General features: G+C 68.5%; 18 protein-coding genes and 2 pseudogenes. 13 read left to right on the forward strand and 7 right to left on the reverse strand.

Going from position 1 to position 18748, the window contains the following annotated elements:
* Nucleotide 1 precedes the first annotated feature (1 nt).
* Nucleotides 2-112, forward strand: a pseudogene (locus PG2T_RS17025) (Dyp-type peroxidase); the annotation flags it as partial.
* Between the two features lie 143 nt (nt 113-255).
* On the opposite strand, the gene PG2T_RS09715 reads toward PG2T_RS17025, so the two are convergent.
* The 3 genes from PG2T_RS09715 to apbC form a co-directional block, all read right to left on the reverse strand.
* A complete protein-coding gene (locus PG2T_RS09715; protein ID WP_158513185.1) occupies nt 256-1104 on the reverse strand; it encodes an MlaA family lipoprotein in 849 nt (282 codons plus the stop codon).
* A gap of 115 nt (nt 1105-1219) precedes the next feature.
* Complete coding sequence (gene dcd, locus PG2T_RS09720; RefSeq protein WP_068804618.1) at nt 1220-1786, reverse strand: dCTP deaminase; 567 nt, start codon at nt 1784-1786, stop codon at nt 1220-1222.
* Nucleotides 1787-1809: 23 nt separating this feature from the next.
* Nucleotides 1810-2901 (reverse strand): iron-sulfur cluster carrier protein ApbC, encoded by a 1092-nt coding sequence (gene apbC, locus PG2T_RS09725; RefSeq protein WP_068804621.1) that lies wholly within the window; start codon nt 2899-2901, stop codon nt 1810-1812.
* 165 nt (nt 2902-3066) lie between these two features.
* On the opposite strand from apbC, the gene metG reads away from it, so the two are divergent.
* Nucleotides 3067-4713, forward strand: a complete 1647-nt coding sequence (gene metG, locus PG2T_RS09730; protein ID WP_068804624.1) for a methionine--tRNA ligase — start codon at nt 3067-3069, stop codon at nt 4711-4713.
* 33 nt (nt 4714-4746) lie between these two features.
* Here the strand turns inward: metG and arsC are convergent, their stop codons facing one another.
* Both arsC and dksA read right to left on the reverse strand, forming a co-directional pair.
* Nucleotides 4747-5100, reverse strand: a complete 354-nt coding sequence (gene arsC / locus PG2T_RS09735; protein WP_068804627.1) for an arsenate reductase (glutaredoxin) — start codon at nt 5098-5100, stop codon at nt 4747-4749.
* Between the two features lie 45 nt (nt 5101-5145).
* Nucleotides 5146-5571, reverse strand: a complete 426-nt coding sequence (dksA, locus tag PG2T_RS09740) for an RNA polymerase-binding protein DksA (RefSeq protein WP_145931060.1) — start codon at nt 5569-5571, stop codon at nt 5146-5148.
* 240 nt (nt 5572-5811) lie between these two features.
* Here dksA and sdhC point away from each other — a divergent pair, with 240 nt between their 5' ends.
* From sdhC to PG2T_RS09780, 8 genes and pseudogenes are all read left to right on the forward strand, one after another.
* Nucleotides 5812-6198 (forward strand): succinate dehydrogenase, cytochrome b556 subunit, encoded by a 387-nt coding sequence (sdhC, locus tag PG2T_RS09745; protein ID WP_068804630.1) that lies wholly within the window; start codon nt 5812-5814, stop codon nt 6196-6198.
* Nucleotides 6198-6587 (forward strand): succinate dehydrogenase, hydrophobic membrane anchor protein, encoded by a 390-nt coding sequence (sdhD, locus tag PG2T_RS09750; RefSeq protein WP_068804633.1) that lies wholly within the window; start codon nt 6198-6200, stop codon nt 6585-6587. Before sdhC ends, sdhD begins: the two co-directional genes overlap by 1 nt.
* A gap of 23 nt (nt 6588-6610) precedes the next feature.
* Nucleotides 6611-8416, forward strand: a complete 1806-nt coding sequence (gene sdhA / locus PG2T_RS09755; protein WP_068804635.1) for a succinate dehydrogenase flavoprotein subunit — start codon at nt 6611-6613, stop codon at nt 8414-8416.
* 112 nt (nt 8417-8528) lie between these two features.
* Nucleotides 8529-9227 (forward strand): annotated as a pseudogene (locus tag PG2T_RS09760) (succinate dehydrogenase iron-sulfur subunit); the annotation flags it as partial.
* A gap of 18 nt (nt 9228-9245) precedes the next feature.
* On the forward strand, nt 9246-10343 hold the full coding sequence (gene zapE / locus PG2T_RS09765) for a cell division protein ZapE (protein ID WP_068804639.1): 1098 nt from the start codon (nt 9246-9248) through the stop codon (nt 10341-10343).
* A complete protein-coding gene (locus PG2T_RS09770) occupies nt 10324-11100 on the forward strand; it encodes a class I SAM-dependent methyltransferase (RefSeq protein ID WP_158513186.1) in 777 nt (258 codons plus the stop codon). The genes zapE and PG2T_RS09770 overlap by 20 nt, the downstream gene beginning before the upstream one ends.
* A gap of 288 nt (nt 11101-11388) precedes the next feature.
* Nucleotides 11389-12462 carry an ACR3 family arsenite efflux transporter gene (arsB, locus tag PG2T_RS09775; RefSeq protein WP_068804642.1) on the forward strand — a complete coding sequence of 358 codons (1074 nt, stop codon included), beginning with the start codon at nt 11389-11391 and terminating at the stop codon, nt 12460-12462.
* A 65-nt stretch (nt 12463-12527) separates the two neighbouring features.
* The gene (locus PG2T_RS09780; protein WP_236953335.1) at nt 12528-12968 is read left to right on the forward strand and encodes a CBS domain-containing protein; all 441 of its coding nucleotides are present in this window, start codon (nt 12528-12530) and stop codon (nt 12966-12968) included.
* A 12-nt stretch (nt 12969-12980) separates the two neighbouring features.
* Here PG2T_RS09780 and PG2T_RS09785 read toward each other — a convergent pair whose 3' ends face one another.
* Nucleotides 12981-14174, reverse strand: coding sequence for an alkaline phosphatase family protein (locus tag PG2T_RS09785; protein WP_158513188.1), 1194 nt, complete (start codon nt 14172-14174; stop codon nt 12981-12983).
* A gap of 87 nt (nt 14175-14261) precedes the next feature.
* Between PG2T_RS09785 and PG2T_RS09790 the strand changes: the two genes are divergently transcribed.
* Complete coding sequence (locus PG2T_RS09790) at nt 14262-15431, forward strand: aromatic ring-hydroxylating oxygenase subunit alpha (protein ID WP_068804645.1); 1170 nt, start codon at nt 14262-14264, stop codon at nt 15429-15431.
* Between the two features lie 2 nt (nt 15432-15433).
* Nucleotides 15434-15922 (forward strand): aromatic-ring-hydroxylating dioxygenase subunit beta, encoded by a 489-nt coding sequence (locus PG2T_RS09795; RefSeq protein WP_068804648.1) that lies wholly within the window; start codon nt 15434-15436, stop codon nt 15920-15922.
* A 19-nt stretch (nt 15923-15941) separates the two neighbouring features.
* Here PG2T_RS09795 and PG2T_RS09800 read toward each other — a convergent pair whose 3' ends face one another.
* Nucleotides 15942-16595, reverse strand: coding sequence for a Crp/Fnr family transcriptional regulator (locus PG2T_RS09800; RefSeq protein ID WP_068804651.1), 654 nt, complete (start codon nt 16593-16595; stop codon nt 15942-15944).
* Between the two features lie 33 nt (nt 16596-16628).
* On the opposite strand from PG2T_RS09800, the gene PG2T_RS09805 reads away from it, so the two are divergent.
* On the forward strand, nt 16629-18725 hold the full coding sequence (locus tag PG2T_RS09805; protein WP_145931062.1) for an adenylate/guanylate cyclase domain-containing protein: 2097 nt from the start codon (nt 16629-16631) through the stop codon (nt 18723-18725).
* Nucleotides 18726-18748: the final 23 nt, after the last annotated feature.

The raw sequence follows: 18748 nt of genomic DNA on the forward strand, positions 1-18748 counted from the left end.
CGACTGCATCACCGACGCGCTGTTCCGCTTCACCCGGCCGGTGACCGGGGCGTATTTCTGGTGCCCGCCGATGGCAAATGGGCGGCTGGATTTGCGGGCGCCGGGGATGTAGGCGGGCCGTGCGGCGCTGGCCGCAATGATCGGTCGGAAGCCGCTCCCGGTTGTCAGGCAGGTCAAACAAAAAGGCCGCGGATTGCTCCGCGGCCTTTTTGTTGATTTGCGGTCCGGATCGCCCGCTGTGCGGGCGGCGGGAAACTACTGGCCGAAGCTGGCGGCCGGCACGGCCTTGCCGGCGTCCTTGTTCTCGACCAGGTTCTGCCGATGCTGCGTGTAGGACGAGCGCACGAAGGCGTAGCGGTCCAGCGCCGCCTGTTCCAGCACGGTGCTGGCGTCGAGCAGGCGGTAGCGGGTGTCGATGCCGCCGAGCAGGATCACACCCCAGCGCGCGCCGTCGTCCTCGATGTAATTCTGTGGCGACAGGAAGTAGTTGCCGACCAGGCCGACGCCATCACGCACACTGCTCGGCCCAAGAATCGGCAGCACCAGGTACGGCCCTGAGCCAATACCCCAGGCGCCGAAGGCCTGACCGATGTCCTCGCGGCGCTTTTCCAGGCCCCAGCCGGTGGCGACGTCGAAGATGCCGACCACGCCGACCGTGCTGTTGACCACGAAGCGGCCGACATCCTCGGCGCTTTCCTGGAAGTTGCCCTGCAGCAGGTCGCTGACCGCCACCACCGGCGTGAACAGGTTGTCGAACACGTTGCTCACGCCGCGCTTGACCGGCTTGGGCAGCGCCCAGTCATAGCCCTTGGCGACCGGCTTGATGACGAAGCGGTCGGCCTGTTCGTTGAACCAGAACACGCCGCGGTTGATTTTCTCCAGCGGGTCGCTGACCTCGGGTGTGGTTTCCTTTTCCCATTCGCCAAAGTCGTCATCCGCACCGGTTGACGCGGTTGGCGCCGTCGCGGCCGTAGCCACCACCATGCCGGCCGCGGGCCCGCCTTGCGGCCGCTCGAAGTTGTCGCCCCCGGCTGCCATGGCGCCACCGCCCAGCGCGGCATACAGGCCGCCGGTCAGCATGAGTGCAGCGACTTTGTTGTTCATCTGGACTATCCCTCGGCAATCGTTGACTGATTTTTTGGTTATCGCCGCAAGAACCGACGGCTTGAGCATGAGTCGGCGCGGCATGGGGCCGATTATGCCCCCGTGCGGGCCACGCTTACAGCCGCGGCACGACCACGCCGACCTGACCCTGGTATTTGCCGCCGCGGTCCTTGTACGAAACCTCGCAGGTCTCGTCGGACTCGAAGAACACCACCTGCGCGCAGCCTTCCCCGGCATAAATCTTTGCCGGCAGGGTCGTGGTGTTGGAGAACTCCAGCGTGGCGTAGCCCTCCCACTCCGGCTCGAACGGCGTCACGTTGACGATGATGCCGCAGCGGGCGTACGTGGACTTGCCCAGACACACCGTCAGCACGCTGCGCGGAATACGGAAGTACTCCACCGTGCGCGCCAGCGCGAAGGAGTTGGGCGGAATCACGCACACGTCCGATTCGACATCGACCAGGCTGGCGGCGTCGAAGTTCTTGGGGTCCACCACCGCCGAGTGCACGTTGGTGAAGATCTTGAATTCGCGCGCCACGCGGATGTCGTAGCCGTAGCTCGACAGGCCGTAGGAGATGACCCGCTGGCCGTCGACCTCGCGCACCTGACGCGGTTCGAACGGCTCGATCATGCCCTGCTGCTCGGCCATGCGGCGGATCCAGCGGTCGGATTTGATGCTCATGCGGTGCTTCCAGGCCGGGCGGGTCAGTCGTTGACGATGGTGATCTTGGGGAAATGGCGGGCGTAATCCTTGCCGCGCCTGGCCAGGCTGGCCGCGGCGCGCAGGGCGATTTCCCGATACGCGCGGGCGATCGGCCCGTCCGGATCGGCTGCCACCGTGGGCTGGCCGCCGTCCGCCTGTTCGCGGATGCGCACATCCAGCGGCAGGGAGCCCAGCAGCGGCACGCCGTGCTTTTCGGCCATGCGACCGCCGCCGCCGGCGCCGAAGATGTGTTCCTCGTGCCCGCACTGGCTGCAGATGTGGGTGCTCATGTTCTCGACGATACCAAGGATCGGCACCTTGACCTTCTCGAACATCTTCAGTCCCTTGACCGCGTCCAGCAGGGCGATGTCCTGCGGCGTGGTGACGATGATGGCGCCGCTGACCGGCACCCGCTGGGCGAGCGTGAGCTGGATGTCGCCGGTGCCCGGCGGCAGGTCGACCACCAGGTAGTCGATATCCTGCCAGGCGGTGTCGCGGATCAGCTGTTCGAGCGCCTGCGTGGCCATCGGGCCGCGCCAGACCATGGGCGCGTCCGGGTCGATCAGGAAACCGATCGACATGCACTGCACGCCGTGGCCGAGCAGCGGCGCGATGCGCCGCTCGTCGCCCTCGACCAGGCGCGGCTTGTCGGTGACGCCCAGCATGGTCGGCAGGCTGGGGCCGTACACGTCGGCATCCAGCAGGCCGACACGGGCGCCCTCGCGGGCCAAAGCCAGCGCCAGGTTCACGGCGGTCGTGGACTTGCCGACGCCGCCCTTGCCGGAGCCGACGGCGATCACGTTCTTCACGCCCGGCACCGCCTGCGCGCCCTGTTGCACGGCGTGGGCAACGATGGCGTGACCGAGGTGGACCTGAACGGCCTGCACACCGGGCAAGGTGGCCAGCGCAGCCTGTACCGCCGGCAACATTTCGGTCGCCAGACCGGCACTCGGGTAACCCAGTTGCAGCTCGACGCTCAGGCGGCCCTGGTCCAGCGTCACCGCGCGCAGCGCCGGCTTCAGGCTGGCGCCGTTCCAGGGATCGATGACAGTATCCAGGGCGGCCTGGGCGGCGCTGTGCAGGGTGTCGCTCATGCTGCTCCGGGTCAGTGAAACGAGGCGCCGGCGGGGTTCGGACAGGGCCCAGGACGACCCACCAACCCGGCGCAAAAGGGCGCCGATTCTAGCACGGAGGCCTATGGGCGCCGTGCTATCCTGCCGGCCCGCTCAGCCCCGCCGCCACTGCTTTTGCCGCCTGCCATGCCGCGCCAGATCCTGGTCACCAGCGCCCTCCCGTATGCCAACGGGCCCATCCACATCGGCCACCTGGTGGAGTACATCCAGACCGATGTGTGGGTGCGCGCCATGCGCCTGTTCGGGCACGAGGTGCTGTACCTGTGCGCCGACGACGCCCACGGCGCGCCGATCATGCTGCGCGCCCAGGCCGAGGGCATTGCGCCGGAGGATCTGGTGGCGCGCATCGGCGCCGAGCACCGCGCCGACTTTGCCGATTTCGGTATCGGCTTCGACAACTACTACACCACCCACAGCGACGAGAATCGGCAGCTGGCCGAGGACATCTTCGGGCGCCTGTCGGCGGCCGGGCACATCGTGCGCTATGGCGTAACGCGCCATTTCGACCCGGTCAAGGGCATGTTCCTGGCCGACCGCTTCATCCGCGGCGAGTGTCCGCGCTGCGGCGCGGCCGATCAGTACGGCGACTCCTGCGAGGTCTGTGGCGCCACTTACGCACCAACCGATCTGAAAAACCCGCGCTCGGCCCTGTCCGGGGCCGAGCCGGTGCTCAAGGAATCCGAGCACTACTTCTTTCGCCTCAGCGATTTCTCGGACCTGCTGACCACCTGGACCCGCGCCGGGCATCTGCAGGAGGAAGTCGCCAACAAGATCGCTGAGTGGTTCGAGGCCGGCCTGGCCGACTGGGACATCTCGCGCGACGCGCCGTACTTCGGCTTCAAGGTGCCCGGCTCGGAGAGCCAATATTTCTATGTCTGGCTGGACGCGCCGATCGGCTATCTGGCAAGCCTCTGGGACTGGCTGAACCGCCGGCACGGGCGCACGGCGACGCTGGACGAGGTGCGCGCCTTCTGGGCGCAGCGCGAGGTGCGCCACTTCATCGGCAAGGACATCCTGTACTTCCATGCCCTGTTCTGGCCGGCCATGCTGCACGGCGCCGGCTACGCCAAGCCGGCGGCGGTGAGCGCCCACGGTTTTTTGACTGTCGACGGGCAGAAAATGTCCAAGTCGCGCGGCACCTTCATCCAGGCCCGCAGCTGGCTGGATCATCTGCCACCGGAACCGCTGCGCTACTACTTCGCCGCCAAGCTGGGTTCGGGCATCGACGACATCGACCTGAATCTGGACGACTTCGTGGCGCGCGTGAACTCCGACCTGGTCGGCAAGCTGGTGAACATTGCCTCGCGCACGGCCGGCTTCATCGAAAAACGCTTCGAAGGCCGCCTGTCCGCGGCGCTTCCCGAGCCGCAGATGTACGCCGAATTCGCCGCCGCCGGTGAGGACATCGCCGCCGCCTACGAGGCCCGCGAGTACGGCCGCGCCATGCGGGACGTGATGGCCCTGGCCGACAAGGCCAACGAGTACATCGCGGCGCAGGCGCCTTGGTCGCTGGTCAAGGACCCGGCACGGCTGGCCGACGCGCACGCCGTGTGCAGTCAGGCGCTGAACCTGTTCCGGCTGTTGATGCTGTACCTGCAGCCGGTGCTGCCGCGCATGGCGGCGCAGGTCGAGGCGATGTTCGGTGCTTTGCTGGTCTGGGCCGAACGCACACAGCCGCTGCTGAACCATCCCATCGCGCCGTATGTGGCGCTCGCCACGCGCATCGACCCCAAGGCAATCACCGCCCTGATCGAGGCCAGTCGGGCGGCCTGAGCCGACCGCCGACGTCCGTCGGCAGGAGCGGTTTCAGTCGTCGAGCAGTGCCAGCACCTTTTCCGGCGGCCGGCCGAGCACCGCGCGTTCGCCACGGACCGCAATCGGCCGCTCGATCAGGATCGGATTTTCGGCCATCGCCGCGATCAAGGCCGCGCGGGACAGGCCCGGGTCGTCCAGACCGAGCTCCCGATAAACCGCCTCGCCGCGCCGCATCAACTGCCGCGGCTCCAGGCCCAGCTGGGTCAGCAGGCGATCGATCTGGGCCGCCGTGGGCGGCGATTTCAGGTATTCGACGATTTCCGGCTGCACGCCGCGCTCGCGCAGCAGCGCCAGCGCCTCGCGTGATTTGGAGCAGCGTGGGTTGTGAAACAGTTGGATTGGCATCGGGCGGCGTTCGCGTCGTTAAGAAGATCGGCCCGCCGGGGCAGTTCAGCCCATTTGGCGTTCGCGAATCTCCGCCAGCGACTTGCAGTCGATGCACAGCGTGGCGGTTGGGCGCGCTTCAAGCCGGCGCAGGCCGATCTCCGCACCGCAGGATTCGCAGTAGCCGTACTCGCCGCTGTCGATCTGGTCGAGCGTTTCCTCGATCTTGCGGATCAGCTTGCGTTCGCGATCGCGCGTGCGCAGTTCGAGCGTCATCTCGGATTCCTGGGTGGCCCGATCGGTCGGGTCCGGGTAGTTGACGGTCTCGTCCTGCATGCGGTGCCGGGCACGGTCCATCTCGGCGCTCAGCTCGTCGCGCCAGGCGCGCAGGATCTGGCGGAAGTGTTCTTTCTGCGGCTCGCCCATGTAGGCCTCGCCCTTTTTGGGCTGGTAGGGCGTGAAGCCGCTCAGTGGCGATTCGGTCATCCCCATTGGCGGGACTCCAGGTGCGCTGCCGGCGCCATCACTCGATGGCCGGCAGGGGGTTTTCGGGGGCGCGGAATTCTAATGCATACCAGCCCCGCCACCAACCGACCATCGGCGCGGCGGGCCTGCATGTTAAACTCACAGACCTGCTACGCGCCGTCGGAAACCGATGCGGGCTTGCATCCGCCTCAGGTCCTGTCCTGCCGCGATGCAAAACAAAATGTATCCAGCAAGGGAGCCTGCCCCATGGGCAAACCGCGGCCGTTGTCGCCTCACCTGACCGTCTACCGTCCGCTGATCGGCAGTTACACGTCCATTCTGCACCGCGCCGTGAGCGCCGCCCTGCTGGGCGGGCTCGGCTTTCTGGCCGCGTGGCTGCTGGCGATCGCGCAGGGCGGCGTACTGTTCGATGCCTTCAGCGCGCTGTGGGGCAGCATCGTCGGCAAGGTCATGCTGTTTGGCTGGACCTTTTGCGCGTTCTTCTACGCCGCCCACTGGATACGCCATTTCGCATGGGACATGGGTTACGGCTTCGAGCTCGACACCGCCCGGCTCACCGGCCGTCTGGCGCTGTTCGGTTCGGCCGCAGCCAGCGTGCTGGTGTGGCTTTACATCGCCCTGAGGGCCGGCTGATGACGCAGTTTCGCTCGCCGCGCGCGCTGGCCCGCGGTTACGGCGCCAGCGGCGCCGGCACCGGTGCATTTTTCTGGGAGCGCCTGACGGCCGCGGCGCTGATCGTGCTGGGTGCGGTCCTGCTGGTGCAGCTGGTGTGCCTGAGCGCCGGTGGCGTGTCGCTGGACGAGGCCCGCGCCTGGCTGGCGGCGCCCGCTACCGGTGGCCTGATGCTGGTGTTTTTCCTGATTGCCATGATCAACGCCTACCTGTGCAGCCGGGTGCTGATCGAGGACTACATTCACGTGCCGGCGCAAAGCCTGCTGGCGCTGATCGGGCTGCTGGTCGTGGCGGTGGGGCTCGGCAGCGTGGCGGCGGTGTCGGTGCTGCGCGTGATGTTCGGACAGTGAAAGTGACAGACCAGGCCCCGGGGATGAACAGCGCAATGACCAGCGATTACACGATCACCGACCACCAGTTCGACGTGGTGGTGGTGGGCGCCGGGGGCGCCGGCCTGCGCGCCACCTTCGGCATGGCGGCCGAGCACATGTCGGTGGCCTGCATCACCAAGGTGTTCCCGACCCGGTCGCACACGGTGGCGGCGCAGGGCGGCATCAACGCCGCGCTGGGCAACATGGTCGAGGACGACTGGCGCGACCATTTCTACGACACGGTCAAGGGCTCGGACTGGCTGGGCGACCAGGACGCCATCCAGTACATGTGCCAGCACGCCATCCCGGCGGTGATCGAGCTCGAAAACGCCGGCATGCCGTTCTCGCGCACCGACGACGGCAAGATCTACCAGCGCCCCTTCGGCGGCCAGTACCAGGCCGACCACAAGACGCCGGCCCAGCGCACATGCGCCGCGGCCGACCGTACCGGCCACGCCATGCTGCACACGCTGTACCAGCAGTCGCTCAAGCACAAGGCGCAGTTTTTCGTCGAGTACTTCGCCGTCGACTTGATGACCGACGACTCCGGCCGGGTGATCGGCGTGGTCGCCTACGACATGGTCGAGGGCCGGCTGCATCGCTTCTTTGCCCGCGCGGTGGTGCTGGCCACCGGCGGCTACGGGCGGGCCTATCAGTCCTGCACCGCAGCGCACATCTGCACCGGGGATGGCCTGGCGCTGGCGGCGCGCGTCGGCGTGCCGCTGCAGGACATGGAGATGGTGCAGTTCCACCCGACCGGCATCTACCCGGCCGGCTGCCTGATCACCGAAGGGGCACGTGGCGAGGGCGGGTATCTGACCAATGCCAGCGGCGAGCGCTTCATGGAGCGCTACGCGCCCAGTGCCAAGGATCTGGCCTCGCGCGACGTGGTGTCGCGCGCCATGACGGTGGAAATCCTGGAAGGCCGCGGCTGCGGCCCGGCCAAGGATCACATCATGCTGCACCTGGAGCACCTGGGCGCAGATACGCTGCACGAGCGCCTGCCGGGCATCTCCGAGACGGCGCGCATCTTCGCCGGCGTGGACGTGACGCGCGAGCCGATTCCGGTGCTGCCGACCGTGCACTACAACATGGGCGGCATCCCGACCAACTACCACGGCGAGGTCATCAACCAGGACGCCAACGGCAACGACGTGGTGGTGCCCGGCCTGTTCGCCATCGGCGAGGCGGCCTGCGTGTCGGTGCACGGCGCCAACCGCCTGGGCGCGAACAGCCTGCTGGACATCATCGTGTTCGGTCGCGCTGCGGCGCTGCGCCTGAAGGACACCCTGCCTACACTGCCACCGCCCAAGGTCACGGCCGCGGCCGGCTGCGGCGGTATCGAACGCTTCGACCGCATGCGCCAGGCCAAGGGCCGCTACGCGCCAGTGGACATCCGCGAGCGCATGCAGCGCACCATGCAGCAGCGCTGCGCGGTGTTCCGCAAGGAAGAAACGCTGCAGGCCGGCGTGCAGGAAATCCGCGAGGCGGCGGCCATGCTGCCCGACATCGGCCTGACCGATCACGGCATGGTGTTCAACACGGACCTGGTCGAGGCGCTGGAGCTGGAGAACCTGCTCACGGTGGCGCTGGCCACCATGGACTGCGCCGCCGAGCGCAAGGAATCGCGCGGTGCCCACGCCCGCGACGACTACCCCGAGCGCGACGACGTGAACTGGATGAAGCACAGCCTGGCCTGGGTGCCGGACGTGGTCGGCGGCCAGGTGCGCCTGGGTTACCGGGGCGTGACCGCGCACACGCTGACGGATGAAGTCGCCCCGATCCCGCCCATGAAACGCGTCTACTGAGCGCCGAGGAACGAGCAAGATGGCTGAAAAAGCCCGCGTCGAACGCGACCTGCTGGCCGCACCGTCCCGATCCGGGTCGGCGGCGGTTCCCACCCTGGGGACCACCGTGCAGTTCGAGATCTACCGCTACGATCCTGACTCTGACCAGGCGCCGCGCACGCAGACCTACGAGGTCGATACCGCCGAGTGCGGCCCGATGGTGCTGGACGCCCTGCTGCACATCAAGAACCGCATGGACGGTGGCCTGACGTTTCGCCGCTCCTGCCGCGAGGGCGTGTGCGGCTCCTGCGCGATGAACATCGACGGCGTGAACACGCTGGCCTGCACCAAGGCCACCGCCGATTGCCGCAGCACGCACGTGCGCATCTTTCCGCTGCCGCACCAGGAGGTCATCAAGGACCTGGTGCCGGACCTGACGCACTTCTACGCCCAGTACGCGGCGCTGGAGCCGTGGCTGAAGACCGAAACGCCGCCGCCGTCCGGGCGCGAGCATCGGCAGTCCAAGGAAGACCGCAACCAGCTGGACGGCCACTACGAATGCATCATGTGCGCCTGCTGCTCGACCTCTTGCCCGTCGTACTGGTGGAACTCGGACCGCTTCTTCGGCCCGGCCACGCTGCTGGCGGCGCACCGCTGGATCATCGACAGCCGTGACGAGTCGGTCGGCGAGCGGCTCGACCAGCTCGAAGACCCGTTCCGGCTGTACCGCTGCCACACCATCATGAACTGCACCAGCGCCTGCCCGAAGGGCCTGAACCCGGCCAAGGCCATCGCCGACATCAAGAAGCGTCTGGTCCAGCGCCACCTGTAATCGGCGTCGGCGCCCGTCATGCTGCAGGCGGTTCCGACCACGCCGCTGGCCCGCTACCGCTGGGACACCACGCAGCCGGACTTCGTGGCCGATCCGCTGCAAGAGGCCGCCGCTGCCCGCCTCGACATCCTGTGGCACACGATCGCCAATCCGCCGCGCCGCTCCTGGTTGCCCAGCTTCATTCGTCGCCCCGTCCAACCGCCGCTTGCCGGCGCCTACCTGTGGGGTGACGTCGGGCGCGGCAAGAGCTATCTGCTGGACCTGTTCTTCGACTGCGTGCCCGGCGAGCACAAGCGCCGGCTGCATTTCCACCAGTTCATGCTGGCCGTGCACGAGGAGCGGCGGCGCCTGGGCGACATCGCGGACCCGCTGCCGCGCATCGCGCACGACTGGGCGAGCCAGGCCAAGGTGCTGTGCTTCGACGAGTTCCAGGTCCACGACATCGCCGACGCCATGCTGCTGGGCGGCCTGCTGCGCGAGCTGCTGGCGCGTGGCGTGTATCTGGTGGTCACCTCCAACCGCCGGCCGGAAGATCTGTACCTGCACGGCCTGCAGCGGGCGCGTTTTCTGCCGACCATCGCGCTGCTCAGGGAGCGGCTCGACGTCATCGAGCTGAACGGGCCGGTCGATTACCGCCGCCGCGCCCTGCACGACCTGCGCCGTTACATGAGCCCGCTCGGGGCGGATGCCGAGGCCGGCATGGAGGCGGCCTTCACGCGTCTGGTGCCGGAGCACGAAAAGTCGGCATCGCTGAGCGTCAACGGCCGCCCCATTGCCGTGCGCCGCCTGGGCAGCGATGTCGCCTGGTTCGATTTCGCGGCCCTGTGCCGCACCGCGCGCAGCGCCATGGATTACCTGGAGATTGCCGAGCGCTTTCACACGGTGCTGCTGTCGGGCGTGCCGCAGCTGGACGCCGACGAATACGACGTGGCGCACCGGTTCACCAGTCTGGTGGACGTGCTCTACGACCGGGGCGTGAATCTGATCGTGTCGGCTGCCGCGCCGCCGGGCGAGCTGTATCGAGGCGAACGGATGGCGTTTGAGTTCCAGCGCACGGTCAGTCGCCTCATCGAGATGCAGTCCGCAGCGTGGCCCGGTGAACGGCGCAGCAGTTGACGCACTGCTGCCGGTTGCGGTGCTGGCAGCGGCAGATGACGAGCGCCCGGCGCGGCTCGCGGCCGGGCTCGGCCTGCCGGTGGTCGACCGGCAGGAGACCGCGCGGTTGGCGCTGGTGTATGGCCCGACTGGCCTTGAGCTGCGCGCATCGGGCCGGCGCCTGACACCGTTGCGGGTGGACTTCGGGCAGATCGGCAGTCATGGCGGCACCGAGCTGCTGCGCGCCGCGCGGGTCAAAAATCGTCCGGCGCGTTTGCTGGATCTGACGGCCGGTCTGGCTACTGACGCCTGGCGGCTGGCGCGGGTCGGGTTTGAAGTGATCGCCTGCGAGCGCCAGCCGGTCATCCATGCACTGGTGGAGGATGCCCTGCAGCGCGCCCCGCGCCTGCCGCCCCCCGGCAGCCTTGCGCTGGTTCACACCGATGCGCGGGCGATGCTGGCCGCCGCGGATCTGGGGCCGGTGGACGTGATCTATCTGGATCCGATGTTCCCCGGCGAGGGCCGCACCGCCCTGCCCAGGCGCGAGCTGCAACTGCTGCGCGAGCTGACCGGCGACGACGAGGGTGGTGCCCAGTTGCTGGCGCTGGCGCGCTCGCGAGCGCGGCGGCGCGTGGTGGTCAAGCGGCCCCTGCACGCGCCAGCCCTGGCAGCCGACGCGGACCTGTGCTTCAAGGGCCGCGCAGTGCGCTTCGACGTGTACCTGAACACTGCCAGCCCCGCCGAGGCCAGCAGCACCATGGCCGATCAGAACGACTAGCGGTCGGCGTCCGGTCGCCGGGGGGCCGCGTCCGGCGCGCTTCGCCAGCGTTCCAGACGCTCGGCCCGTTGCTCGGGCGAGAGGGCGCCGGCGCAGTTCCTGGCGCTGCTCATGCGCCACGGTCCTGTTCGGCCAGCGCTGGGCTGCCGGCCAGACCGATGCCCATCACGGTTCTGACGCCGCGCGGGTTGACGCACGCAACAAAAAAACCGAGGGCGGCCGGTAGACTCGCGCGTGCCGGCCCGATGATAGGGTCGGCGACCTCATCCCCGCGCTTCGGAGTTTGCGATGAAGACAGTGTGCTCTGCGACGAAGGCTTCGCCGCTGGGTGTATTCGAGCGTTATCTGAGTGTGTGGGTGGGGCTGGCCATGCTGGCCGGTACGCTGCTGGGCAATCTGGCGCCTGCGCCGTTCGCCACCCTGGCGCGGCTGGAATACGCCCACGTGAACCTGCCGGTGGCGGTGCTGATCTGGGCCATGATCTTCCCGATGATGGTCAGCATCGATTTTGCCGCCGTGCGCCGGGTCGGCGAACGCCCGCGCGGACTGGTCATCACGCTGGTGGTCAACTGGCTGATCAAGCCGTTCACCATGGCCGGCATCGCGCTGCTGTTCTTCGGTCCGATCTGGGGTGAGCGGGTCGGGCCGGAGCTGGCGCAGGCCTATATTGCCGGCATGATCCTGCTGGGCGCCGCGCCGTGCACGGCGATGGTGTTCGTGTGGAGCAACCTGACGCGCGGCGATCCGAATTACACCCTGGTGCAGGTGGCGGTGAACGACCTGATCATGGTGTTCGCCTTTGCGCCCATCGTGGCGCTGCTGCTGGGCGTCACGCAGGTGACGGTGCCGTGGGGCACGCTGCTGCTGTCGGTGTTGCTGTACGTGGTGATCCCGCTGGTGGCGGGCAACCTCACGCGTCGACGGCTGGAGCGCCGCGGTGGCGTGGCGGCGGTGACGGCGTTCACCGCGCGCATCAAGCCGCTGACCGTGGTGGCGCTGATCGCCACCGTCGGGCTGCTGTTCGCGTTTCAGGCGCGCACGCTGGTCGAGCGGCCGCTGGACATCGCGCTGATCGCGGTGCCGCTGCTGGTGCAGACGGCGCTGATATTCGGCATCGCCTACCTGTGGGCGCGTGCCTGGCGGGTGCCGCTGGCGGTGGGTGCGCCGGCGGCGCTGATCGGCACGTCGAATTTCTTCGAGCTGGCGGTGGCGGTGGCGATCAGCCTGTTCGGCCTGCATTCCGGAGCGGCGCTGGCGACGGTGGTCGGCGTGCTGGTGGAGGTGCCGGCCATGCTGGCGCTGGTGGCGCTGGTCAATCGCAGCCGCGACTGGTATCGGCGCGGCGCGCCGGAGGCGGCGTAGGGCTGCCGCCGCCGTCCTGTGGCATGCTGGCCGAAGCTACTGCACAGGGTCCTGTCGTGAAACGGATGCCCGAAATCCGCCGCATCATGACGCCGTTTCCGCATGCCATCGCGGCCGATGCACCGGTGTCCGAAGCGCGCGAGTTCCTGAACCGGCACCGGCTGCACCATCTGCCGGTCATGGACGGGGAGCGCCTGGTCGGCATCATCAGCGATCGCGACCTGAAGCTGCTGCTGGGCCTGGACCCGGATCACGCGCAGCGCAGCGGCCTTAGGGTGCGCGATGCGATGGCGACGGATGTCTACGTCGTGGACCTGAATGCGCCGCTGGATCAGGTACTCGACACGCTGGTGGCGCGGCGCATCGGCTCGGCCCTGGTCACGCGCAAGGGCCGCCTGGCAGGCGTGTTCACGGTCACCGACGCCTGCCGGGAGCTGGCGCGGCTGCTGCGCGAACAGTGCCCGCCGCCGCCCTTGCCGCCACCGCCCGGTGACGAGGCAGCCTGAAACAGGCCCGTCTCAGGCCTCGAACACCGCCACAGGCACGTTCAACTCGGCTTCGCTCAATCCGCCATGCACGCCGACCGGCATGAACGGCTTCTCGCCGGGCAGGCGATCGCGCAGGGTCCAGCCGTCGGCCATCGCCACCACCCAGTCGCCGACCCGCTGCGCGAGTGCCGGGTGGTGCTCGCCGGGCCCCAGAAAACAGGCCGCGATGAACTGCGCACCGCTGAGCACCGTGGCCCGATCGCCCAGAAATTCCGCCAGCTCCGCCCCCAGCGCCTCGCGCTGCTCCGGTTTGGCATGCACGAAGGCCAGGCGCGATTCGCCGGCCAGCGGCAGGCGCAGCCGCTGCGCCAGGTCCGGGTGATCGTTCAGCAGCAGGCTGCGCTCGGGCGCGGTGTCGATGAAGCCGTGATCGGCGGTGACCAGCAGCAGCGTGTCGGTGCCGGCGATGGCTTTCAGGAACCGCCCCAGCTGAGCCTCGATCTGCCGCAGGTGCTCGCGCGTGCGGCGGTGTGCCACCCCGTGCTCGTGCGCGAGGTGATCCAGTTCCGACCAGTAGGCGTGCACGTAGCGCGGTGGGCCATTGGCGCGCACCAGCTGCTCGAGCTGTCCGAACAGGCCGCTGAGTGAGCGGTAGCCGTGCACCTGCGCCGGGCCGGCGTGAAAGCGCGAGTAGGCCGAGCCGGCGATGCGCCGGCCGGTGACCACATGGCAGTCCCGCGTCAGGCGCGCGGCCAACGGCGGGCTGCGATAGAGCGTGGCCAGATCCGTCGGCGGCAAGCCCGGCCCGTTGCGCACCCGCGCCAGCAGCGGCAGCACGACCTGGTCGCGCGCCTCGAACGGCGTGAACCAACCCAGCAAGCCGTGGCTGGCCGGTGCCAGGCCGGTGAAGAAGCTGGTGATGGCGGCCGAGGTCGTGGCCGGACAGACGCTGCTCAGGCCGCACAGGAGGTTGTTTGCCAGAGGACCATCGGTGCTCGCCTGACGCAGGTAATCCAGGCCCAGCCCGTCGATGATCAACAGCACCACGCTGCGTTTTGCGGCGAGTGCGCCGGGCGGCAGTTCGGGCAGCGGCGCCGTGCCCGCGCCCGGACCGCCACTGGCCACCTCGATCGATGCCGTCAGGCCGAGCGTGCTGTGGGCATAGTCCGGTGGTATCAGAAGCGGGGCGCCTGCATTGATGCGAGTCGGCCTGACGATGGTCAACGAACGTTCTGGTGTGTTCAAGCGAAGCTGTTATATAAAGCGCGGACGGGCACGCCGAGCCCTGTCAACGATTGCGGAGCACCGATTATGAACGCACCCAGCCGCGACCTGCCGATCCGGGCATGGACCGACCACACCCGCATTCCCTACGCCCTCTACACGGACGAGGCGATCTACCGCCAGGAACTGGAGCGGATCTTCTACGGGCCGTTCTGGCAGCCGGTGGCGCTGGAGGCGGAACTGCCGGCCGTCAACGACTACAAGACCATCGTGGTCGGCGAAACGCCGCTGATCGTCACCCGCACCGGCGCCGACGAGTTCGCGGTCATGGTCAACGCCTGCGCTCACCGCGGGGTGCAGATCACCACGGAATTCAAGGGCACGGCGAGCGATTTCAGCTGCCCGTACCACGCCTGGGCCTACGACAACTGCGGCAATCTGCGCAAGGTGCCCGGCGAGGAACGCTTCCCCGAGAACTTCGACAAGCGCCACTACGGCCTGCGCCGGCTGCGCGCCGTGCTGTGGAACCAGGTGCTGTGGGCGACCTTCGACGATGCCACGCCGCCGATCGACGAGTTCTTCGGCGAGGTGGCCGATTCCATTCGCGCCGCGCTGGGCGGCGGCGAGCGCAGGCTGAAGCTGCTCGGCTACCAGAAGATCATCTTCAACTGCAACTGGAAGGTGTACATGGACAACGACGGCTACCACGCCGGCCTGCTCCATACCGCCTTTCGCATGCTCAACTACCAGGGCGGCACGGCGCCGCTGGTGGCCGACGGCTTCGCCGGGCACTGGGGGGCGCACTACGGCGCCCAGCGCATGGTCGACAACGGTTACCTGGCCGACCCGACCCTGGTGTTCACCGAGGGCGACGAGAAAACCGCTGCCGTCAACCTGCTGCGCCCGGTGACGCAGGTGGTCAAACACCTGAATGCGATCAATTTCCGCTTCGGGCGCCCGCTGGGTCCGGACAAGACCGAGGTCCATTACACCTATCTGGCGTTTGCCGACGACCCGCCGGAACTGCTGCAGCACCGCATTCGCCAGTCGGCCAATCTGCTGGGGCCCAGCGGCTTCGTGAGCATCGAGGACGGTTCGATGTTCGAGCGGGTGCAAAAGGCCATGGGCGCGCCGGGCGGCGAGATCAATTTCCTGAAGGGTCTGAAGGACAGCCCGGACGGCCATCGCAGCCTGCAAAACGACGAGGCCGGCAACACACCGTGGTGGCGTTATTACAAGCAGGTGATGGGCCTGTGAGCATGACCGTCATCACCGATCCTGGCCTGCTGGCGCGGGTGGATGCCCTGCAGCAGGCCTATGCGCATGCGCTCGACCGGCGCGACATGCAAGGCTGGCTGGCCTGCTTCGCCAGCACCGGCCGCTATGAGCTGACTTCGGCCGAGAACGTGCGGATGGGTTTGCCGGTCGGCATGATGCTGGACGACTGCCACGAGCGCCTGCGCGATCGGGTCAAGTACGTGAACGAGGTGTGGAATCATGCCGTAGAGCACTACCTGGCGCGTCACCTGCTGTCGCGCGACCTGTGTGCCTGGGCCGACGACGGCAGCCTGGCCGCCAGCACCAACTTCTCGGTGTTCTACACCAACGCCGAGGGCAAGTCGGCGCTGCTGGCGGTGGGGCATTACGAAGACATCATCGTCGACGAAGGCGGCGCGTTGCGCTTTGCCTCCAAGCGGGCCGTGATGGATACGGCGGTGCCGCCGCGCTACATCATCTATCCGCTTTGATTACGGCCGGCGGGGACGCTCAGAACCGCGCCGGCAAAGGCTTTTTCAGCACGATCCGCTGCCGGCTGGTCTGGACATAGCCGCCCTTGCGCAGCTCGCGCAGCACCCGCGCCACCATCTCCCGCGAGGCGCCGCAGCGGGCCGCCAGCTCGCGCTGCGGTGGCGGATCGGGGATGAAGCGCTCGCCGTCCTGCTCGACCGCCAGTTCTCCAAACAGCTGTGCCAGGCGCTGATAGACATCGCCCAGCGCGAAGCCGCGCACGGTCTCGGTCAAGCCGCGGATGCGCCGCCCGAGGGTTTCGAGCAGGCGCTCGGTCGCTTCCGGATAGCGCACCAGGATGCCGCGCAGCAGCGGGCCCGGCACGCTCAGCAGGCGCGAGGGCGCCGTGGTGACGACCGATGCCGAGCGCAAACCATCACCCAGGATGGCCAGCTCGCCGAACCAGCTGCCGGCCTTGAGGGTATTGACCGTCGCTTCCCGGCCGTCGGCGCCGGTGATGAATACCCGCGCCTCGCCCGAGAGCAGGAAATACACTGCCGTGCTGGCCTCGTTCTCGCCGATCAGGAGGTGGCCGGCGGGCGCCGTGCGCACCTGACCGAGTTGCAACAGGCGTTGCCGATCGGCATCCGACAGGGGCTGCAGAATGGAAAACTGTGCCAGTTGCGACAACATGGACCGGGCGCTGGAGCCAAAGCGGGAGATTGTGTGAATCGCGCGATTATCTGGCCCGAAATTGGCGCGACGCAAACCCGTGGCGCCGGACGGCGCCGCGTATTGCGGCAGGGTCTGATGTTGGCGGCGGCGGCATGGGTGGCCGGGCTTGCGGCCTGGCAACTGCCCGGCGCCGACCGGCTGGAGCGTGAATTGACCCTGCCGTGGCTGTTTGCCAGTCGCGGTCCGCTGCCTGAGCCGGCCGAAGCGGTGATCTTCGCCATCGACAGTTCATCAGCGGCGCGTCTTGGGCTGCCATCGCGCTTTGCCGACTGGCCGCGGCGCATTTATGCCGAGCTGATCCGGCGCGCCACCGCGGGCGGCGCCAGCGTGATTGCGGTCGACGTGTTCTTCGCCCGGCCACGCCTGGGCGATGGCGATGCGGCGCTGGCCGCCGCCATCGCCGAGGCCGGCAACGTAGTGCTGTTCGGGCAGATGAAGCGCCAGGTGCAAGCCCTGCCCGGTGGCGGGGCCGACGGGCAGTTGCAGATCGACACCCTGCAGCGACCGCACCGGGCCTTTGCCGACGCCGCGGCGGCGGTGGCACCGTTCGTGCTGCCCAAGTCGCCGGCGCGCGTGGATACGGTCTGGACCCAGCACCCGGCGGCGCCCGGCCTGGCCACCCTGCCGGCCGCCGCGGTGCGGGTGCAGGCCGGTGACATCGATTGTCCAGTCGGCGCAGCGGCAACGCCCGCGCAGCAGGCAGCCTGTGAGCTGGCGCTTGGCCCGCAGGAACGGATGCTCAATTTCTACGGGCCGCCGCGCAGTGTGCGCATCGTGTCGGCGGCCGAGGTCTTGCTGGGCGAGGCGCCCGACCTGACCGGCCGGGCGGTATTCGTCGGCCACGTCGAGCCGTATTTTCCGAACCAGACCGACAGCTTCCTGACTGCCGTCAGCCGTCCCGACGGGCTTGATCTGTCGGGGGTCGAGATTGCCGCGACCGCGTATCTGAACGCGCTGCGGCGCGAATTTCTGGTGCCGGCCTCGCCGCTCGCCATCACCGCCGGTTTGCTGGTCACTGCCATCGGGCTGGCGGTCGCGTTCGCGCCCTTTCGCCCGCCGGCCGCCGGCGCCCTGGCGCTGTTGCTGGCCGGCGCCGCCGGCATGGTGGTGCTGGCGGCCTTCGGTCACCGGCAGCTGTGGCTGCCACTGGCACCCTGGCTGGTGCAGATCGTGGTCGCGCTGCTGGGCGCGCTGGCCCTGCGGGCCCGCCACAGCGGCCGCGAGCGGGCGCAGGTGGCGGCCGAGTTTCGCCACTATCTGCCGGCCCACGTCGTGAGTCGGATCGCGCGAGCCAGCGCCGATGCGCCGGCCCGGCCGGCATCCACCCAGCAACAGGCGGCATGTCTGGTCAGCGACGCGGCCGGCTACGCGACTCTGGCAGAACACCTGCCGCCCGGCGAACTGCGCGAGCTGATGAACCGCTACTACGCGGCCCTGCTGGCGCCCGTAAGCGCCCAGGGCGGCATCGTGACCGACATCGTGGGCGATTCGGCGCTGGCGCTGTGGCCGATCAACCGCGCGGACCTCGCCCAGCGGCTGCGGGCATGCCGTGCTGCGCTGGACATTCAGGCGGCCTTGACGGCGTTCGCGGTGCCCGGCGGCGGCGGGCTGCCCACGCGCATCGGCCTGCACGTCGGCGAACTGATACTCGGTCCGGTCGGCGCGCTCGACCATTTCGAGTACCGCGCCATCGGCGACGCGGTGAACACCGCCAGCCGCATCGAGGGCCTGAACAAGCATCTGGGCACCCGGATACTGGCCAGCGCGGCGACCATCAGCGGACTGCCGGGGATCGACAGCCGGCACGTCGGGCGCTTTCAGCTGGCCGGCAAGGCGCAGGCCCTGGATATCCATGAACTGCTGCCCGTGCCCAGCCCCGCACAGGCCGCTGCGCGAGCACCGTTTGCGGCGGCGCTGGGCGCCTTCGAGGCCGGCGATGCCGTCGGCGCGCGGCGTGACTTTCAGGCGGCGCTGGCGATCGACCCGGATGACACGGTGGCCGCGTTCTACCTCAAAATCCTGCATGGGCTGCAGCAGGGGCTGAGTGATAAGCTGCCCAAGGACGGCGTGATCGTGATGCCCAAGTAGCCGGGCTGCGACCGATCGCCGCG

Source organism: Immundisolibacter cernigliae, assembly GCF_001697225.1.
Taxonomy (GTDB): domain Bacteria; phylum Pseudomonadota; class Gammaproteobacteria; order Immundisolibacterales; family Immundisolibacteraceae; genus Immundisolibacter; species Immundisolibacter cernigliae.

Excerpts from the sequence above, each read along its gene's own strand:
- dksA (WP_145931060.1), bottom strand. The coding sequence starts at position 5,571 with ATGGGGATGACCGAATCGCCACTGAGCGGCTTCACGCCCTACCAGCCC.
- apbC (WP_068804621.1), bottom strand. The coding sequence starts at position 2,901 with ATGAGCGACACCCTGCACAGCGCCGCCCAGGCCGCCCTGGATACTGTC.
- PG2T_RS09800 (WP_068804651.1), bottom strand. The coding sequence starts at position 16,595 with ATGTTGTCGCAACTGGCACAGTTTTCCATTCTGCAGCCCCTGTCGGAT.
- PG2T_RS09790 (WP_068804645.1), top strand. The coding sequence starts at position 14,262 with ATGAACGCACCCAGCCGCGACCTGCCGATCCGGGCATGGACCGACCAC.
- arsC (WP_068804627.1), bottom strand. The coding sequence starts at position 5,100 with ATGCCAATCCAACTGTTTCACAACCCACGCTGCTCCAAATCACGCGAG.
- sdhD (WP_068804633.1), top strand. The coding sequence starts at position 6,198 with ATGACGCAGTTTCGCTCGCCGCGCGCGCTGGCCCGCGGTTACGGCGCC.
- PG2T_RS09715 (WP_158513185.1), bottom strand. The coding sequence starts at position 1,104 with ATGAACAACAAAGTCGCTGCACTCATGCTGACCGGCGGCCTGTATGCC.
- PG2T_RS09780 (WP_236953335.1), top strand. The coding sequence starts at position 12,528 with ATGCCCGAAATCCGCCGCATCATGACGCCGTTTCCGCATGCCATCGCG.
- dcd (WP_068804618.1), bottom strand. The coding sequence starts at position 1,786 with ATGAGCATCAAATCCGACCGCTGGATCCGCCGCATGGCCGAGCAGCAG.
- metG (WP_068804624.1), top strand. The coding sequence starts at position 3,067 with ATGCCGCGCCAGATCCTGGTCACCAGCGCCCTCCCGTATGCCAACGGG.
- zapE (WP_068804639.1), top strand. The coding sequence starts at position 9,246 with ATGCTGCAGGCGGTTCCGACCACGCCGCTGGCCCGCTACCGCTGGGAC.
- PG2T_RS09795 (WP_068804648.1), top strand. The coding sequence starts at position 15,434 with ATGACCGTCATCACCGATCCTGGCCTGCTGGCGCGGGTGGATGCCCTG.
- arsB (WP_068804642.1), top strand. The coding sequence starts at position 11,389 with ATGAAGACAGTGTGCTCTGCGACGAAGGCTTCGCCGCTGGGTGTATTC.
- sdhA (WP_068804635.1), top strand. The coding sequence starts at position 6,611 with ATGAACAGCGCAATGACCAGCGATTACACGATCACCGACCACCAGTTC.
- sdhC (WP_068804630.1), top strand. The coding sequence starts at position 5,812 with ATGGGCAAACCGCGGCCGTTGTCGCCTCACCTGACCGTCTACCGTCCG.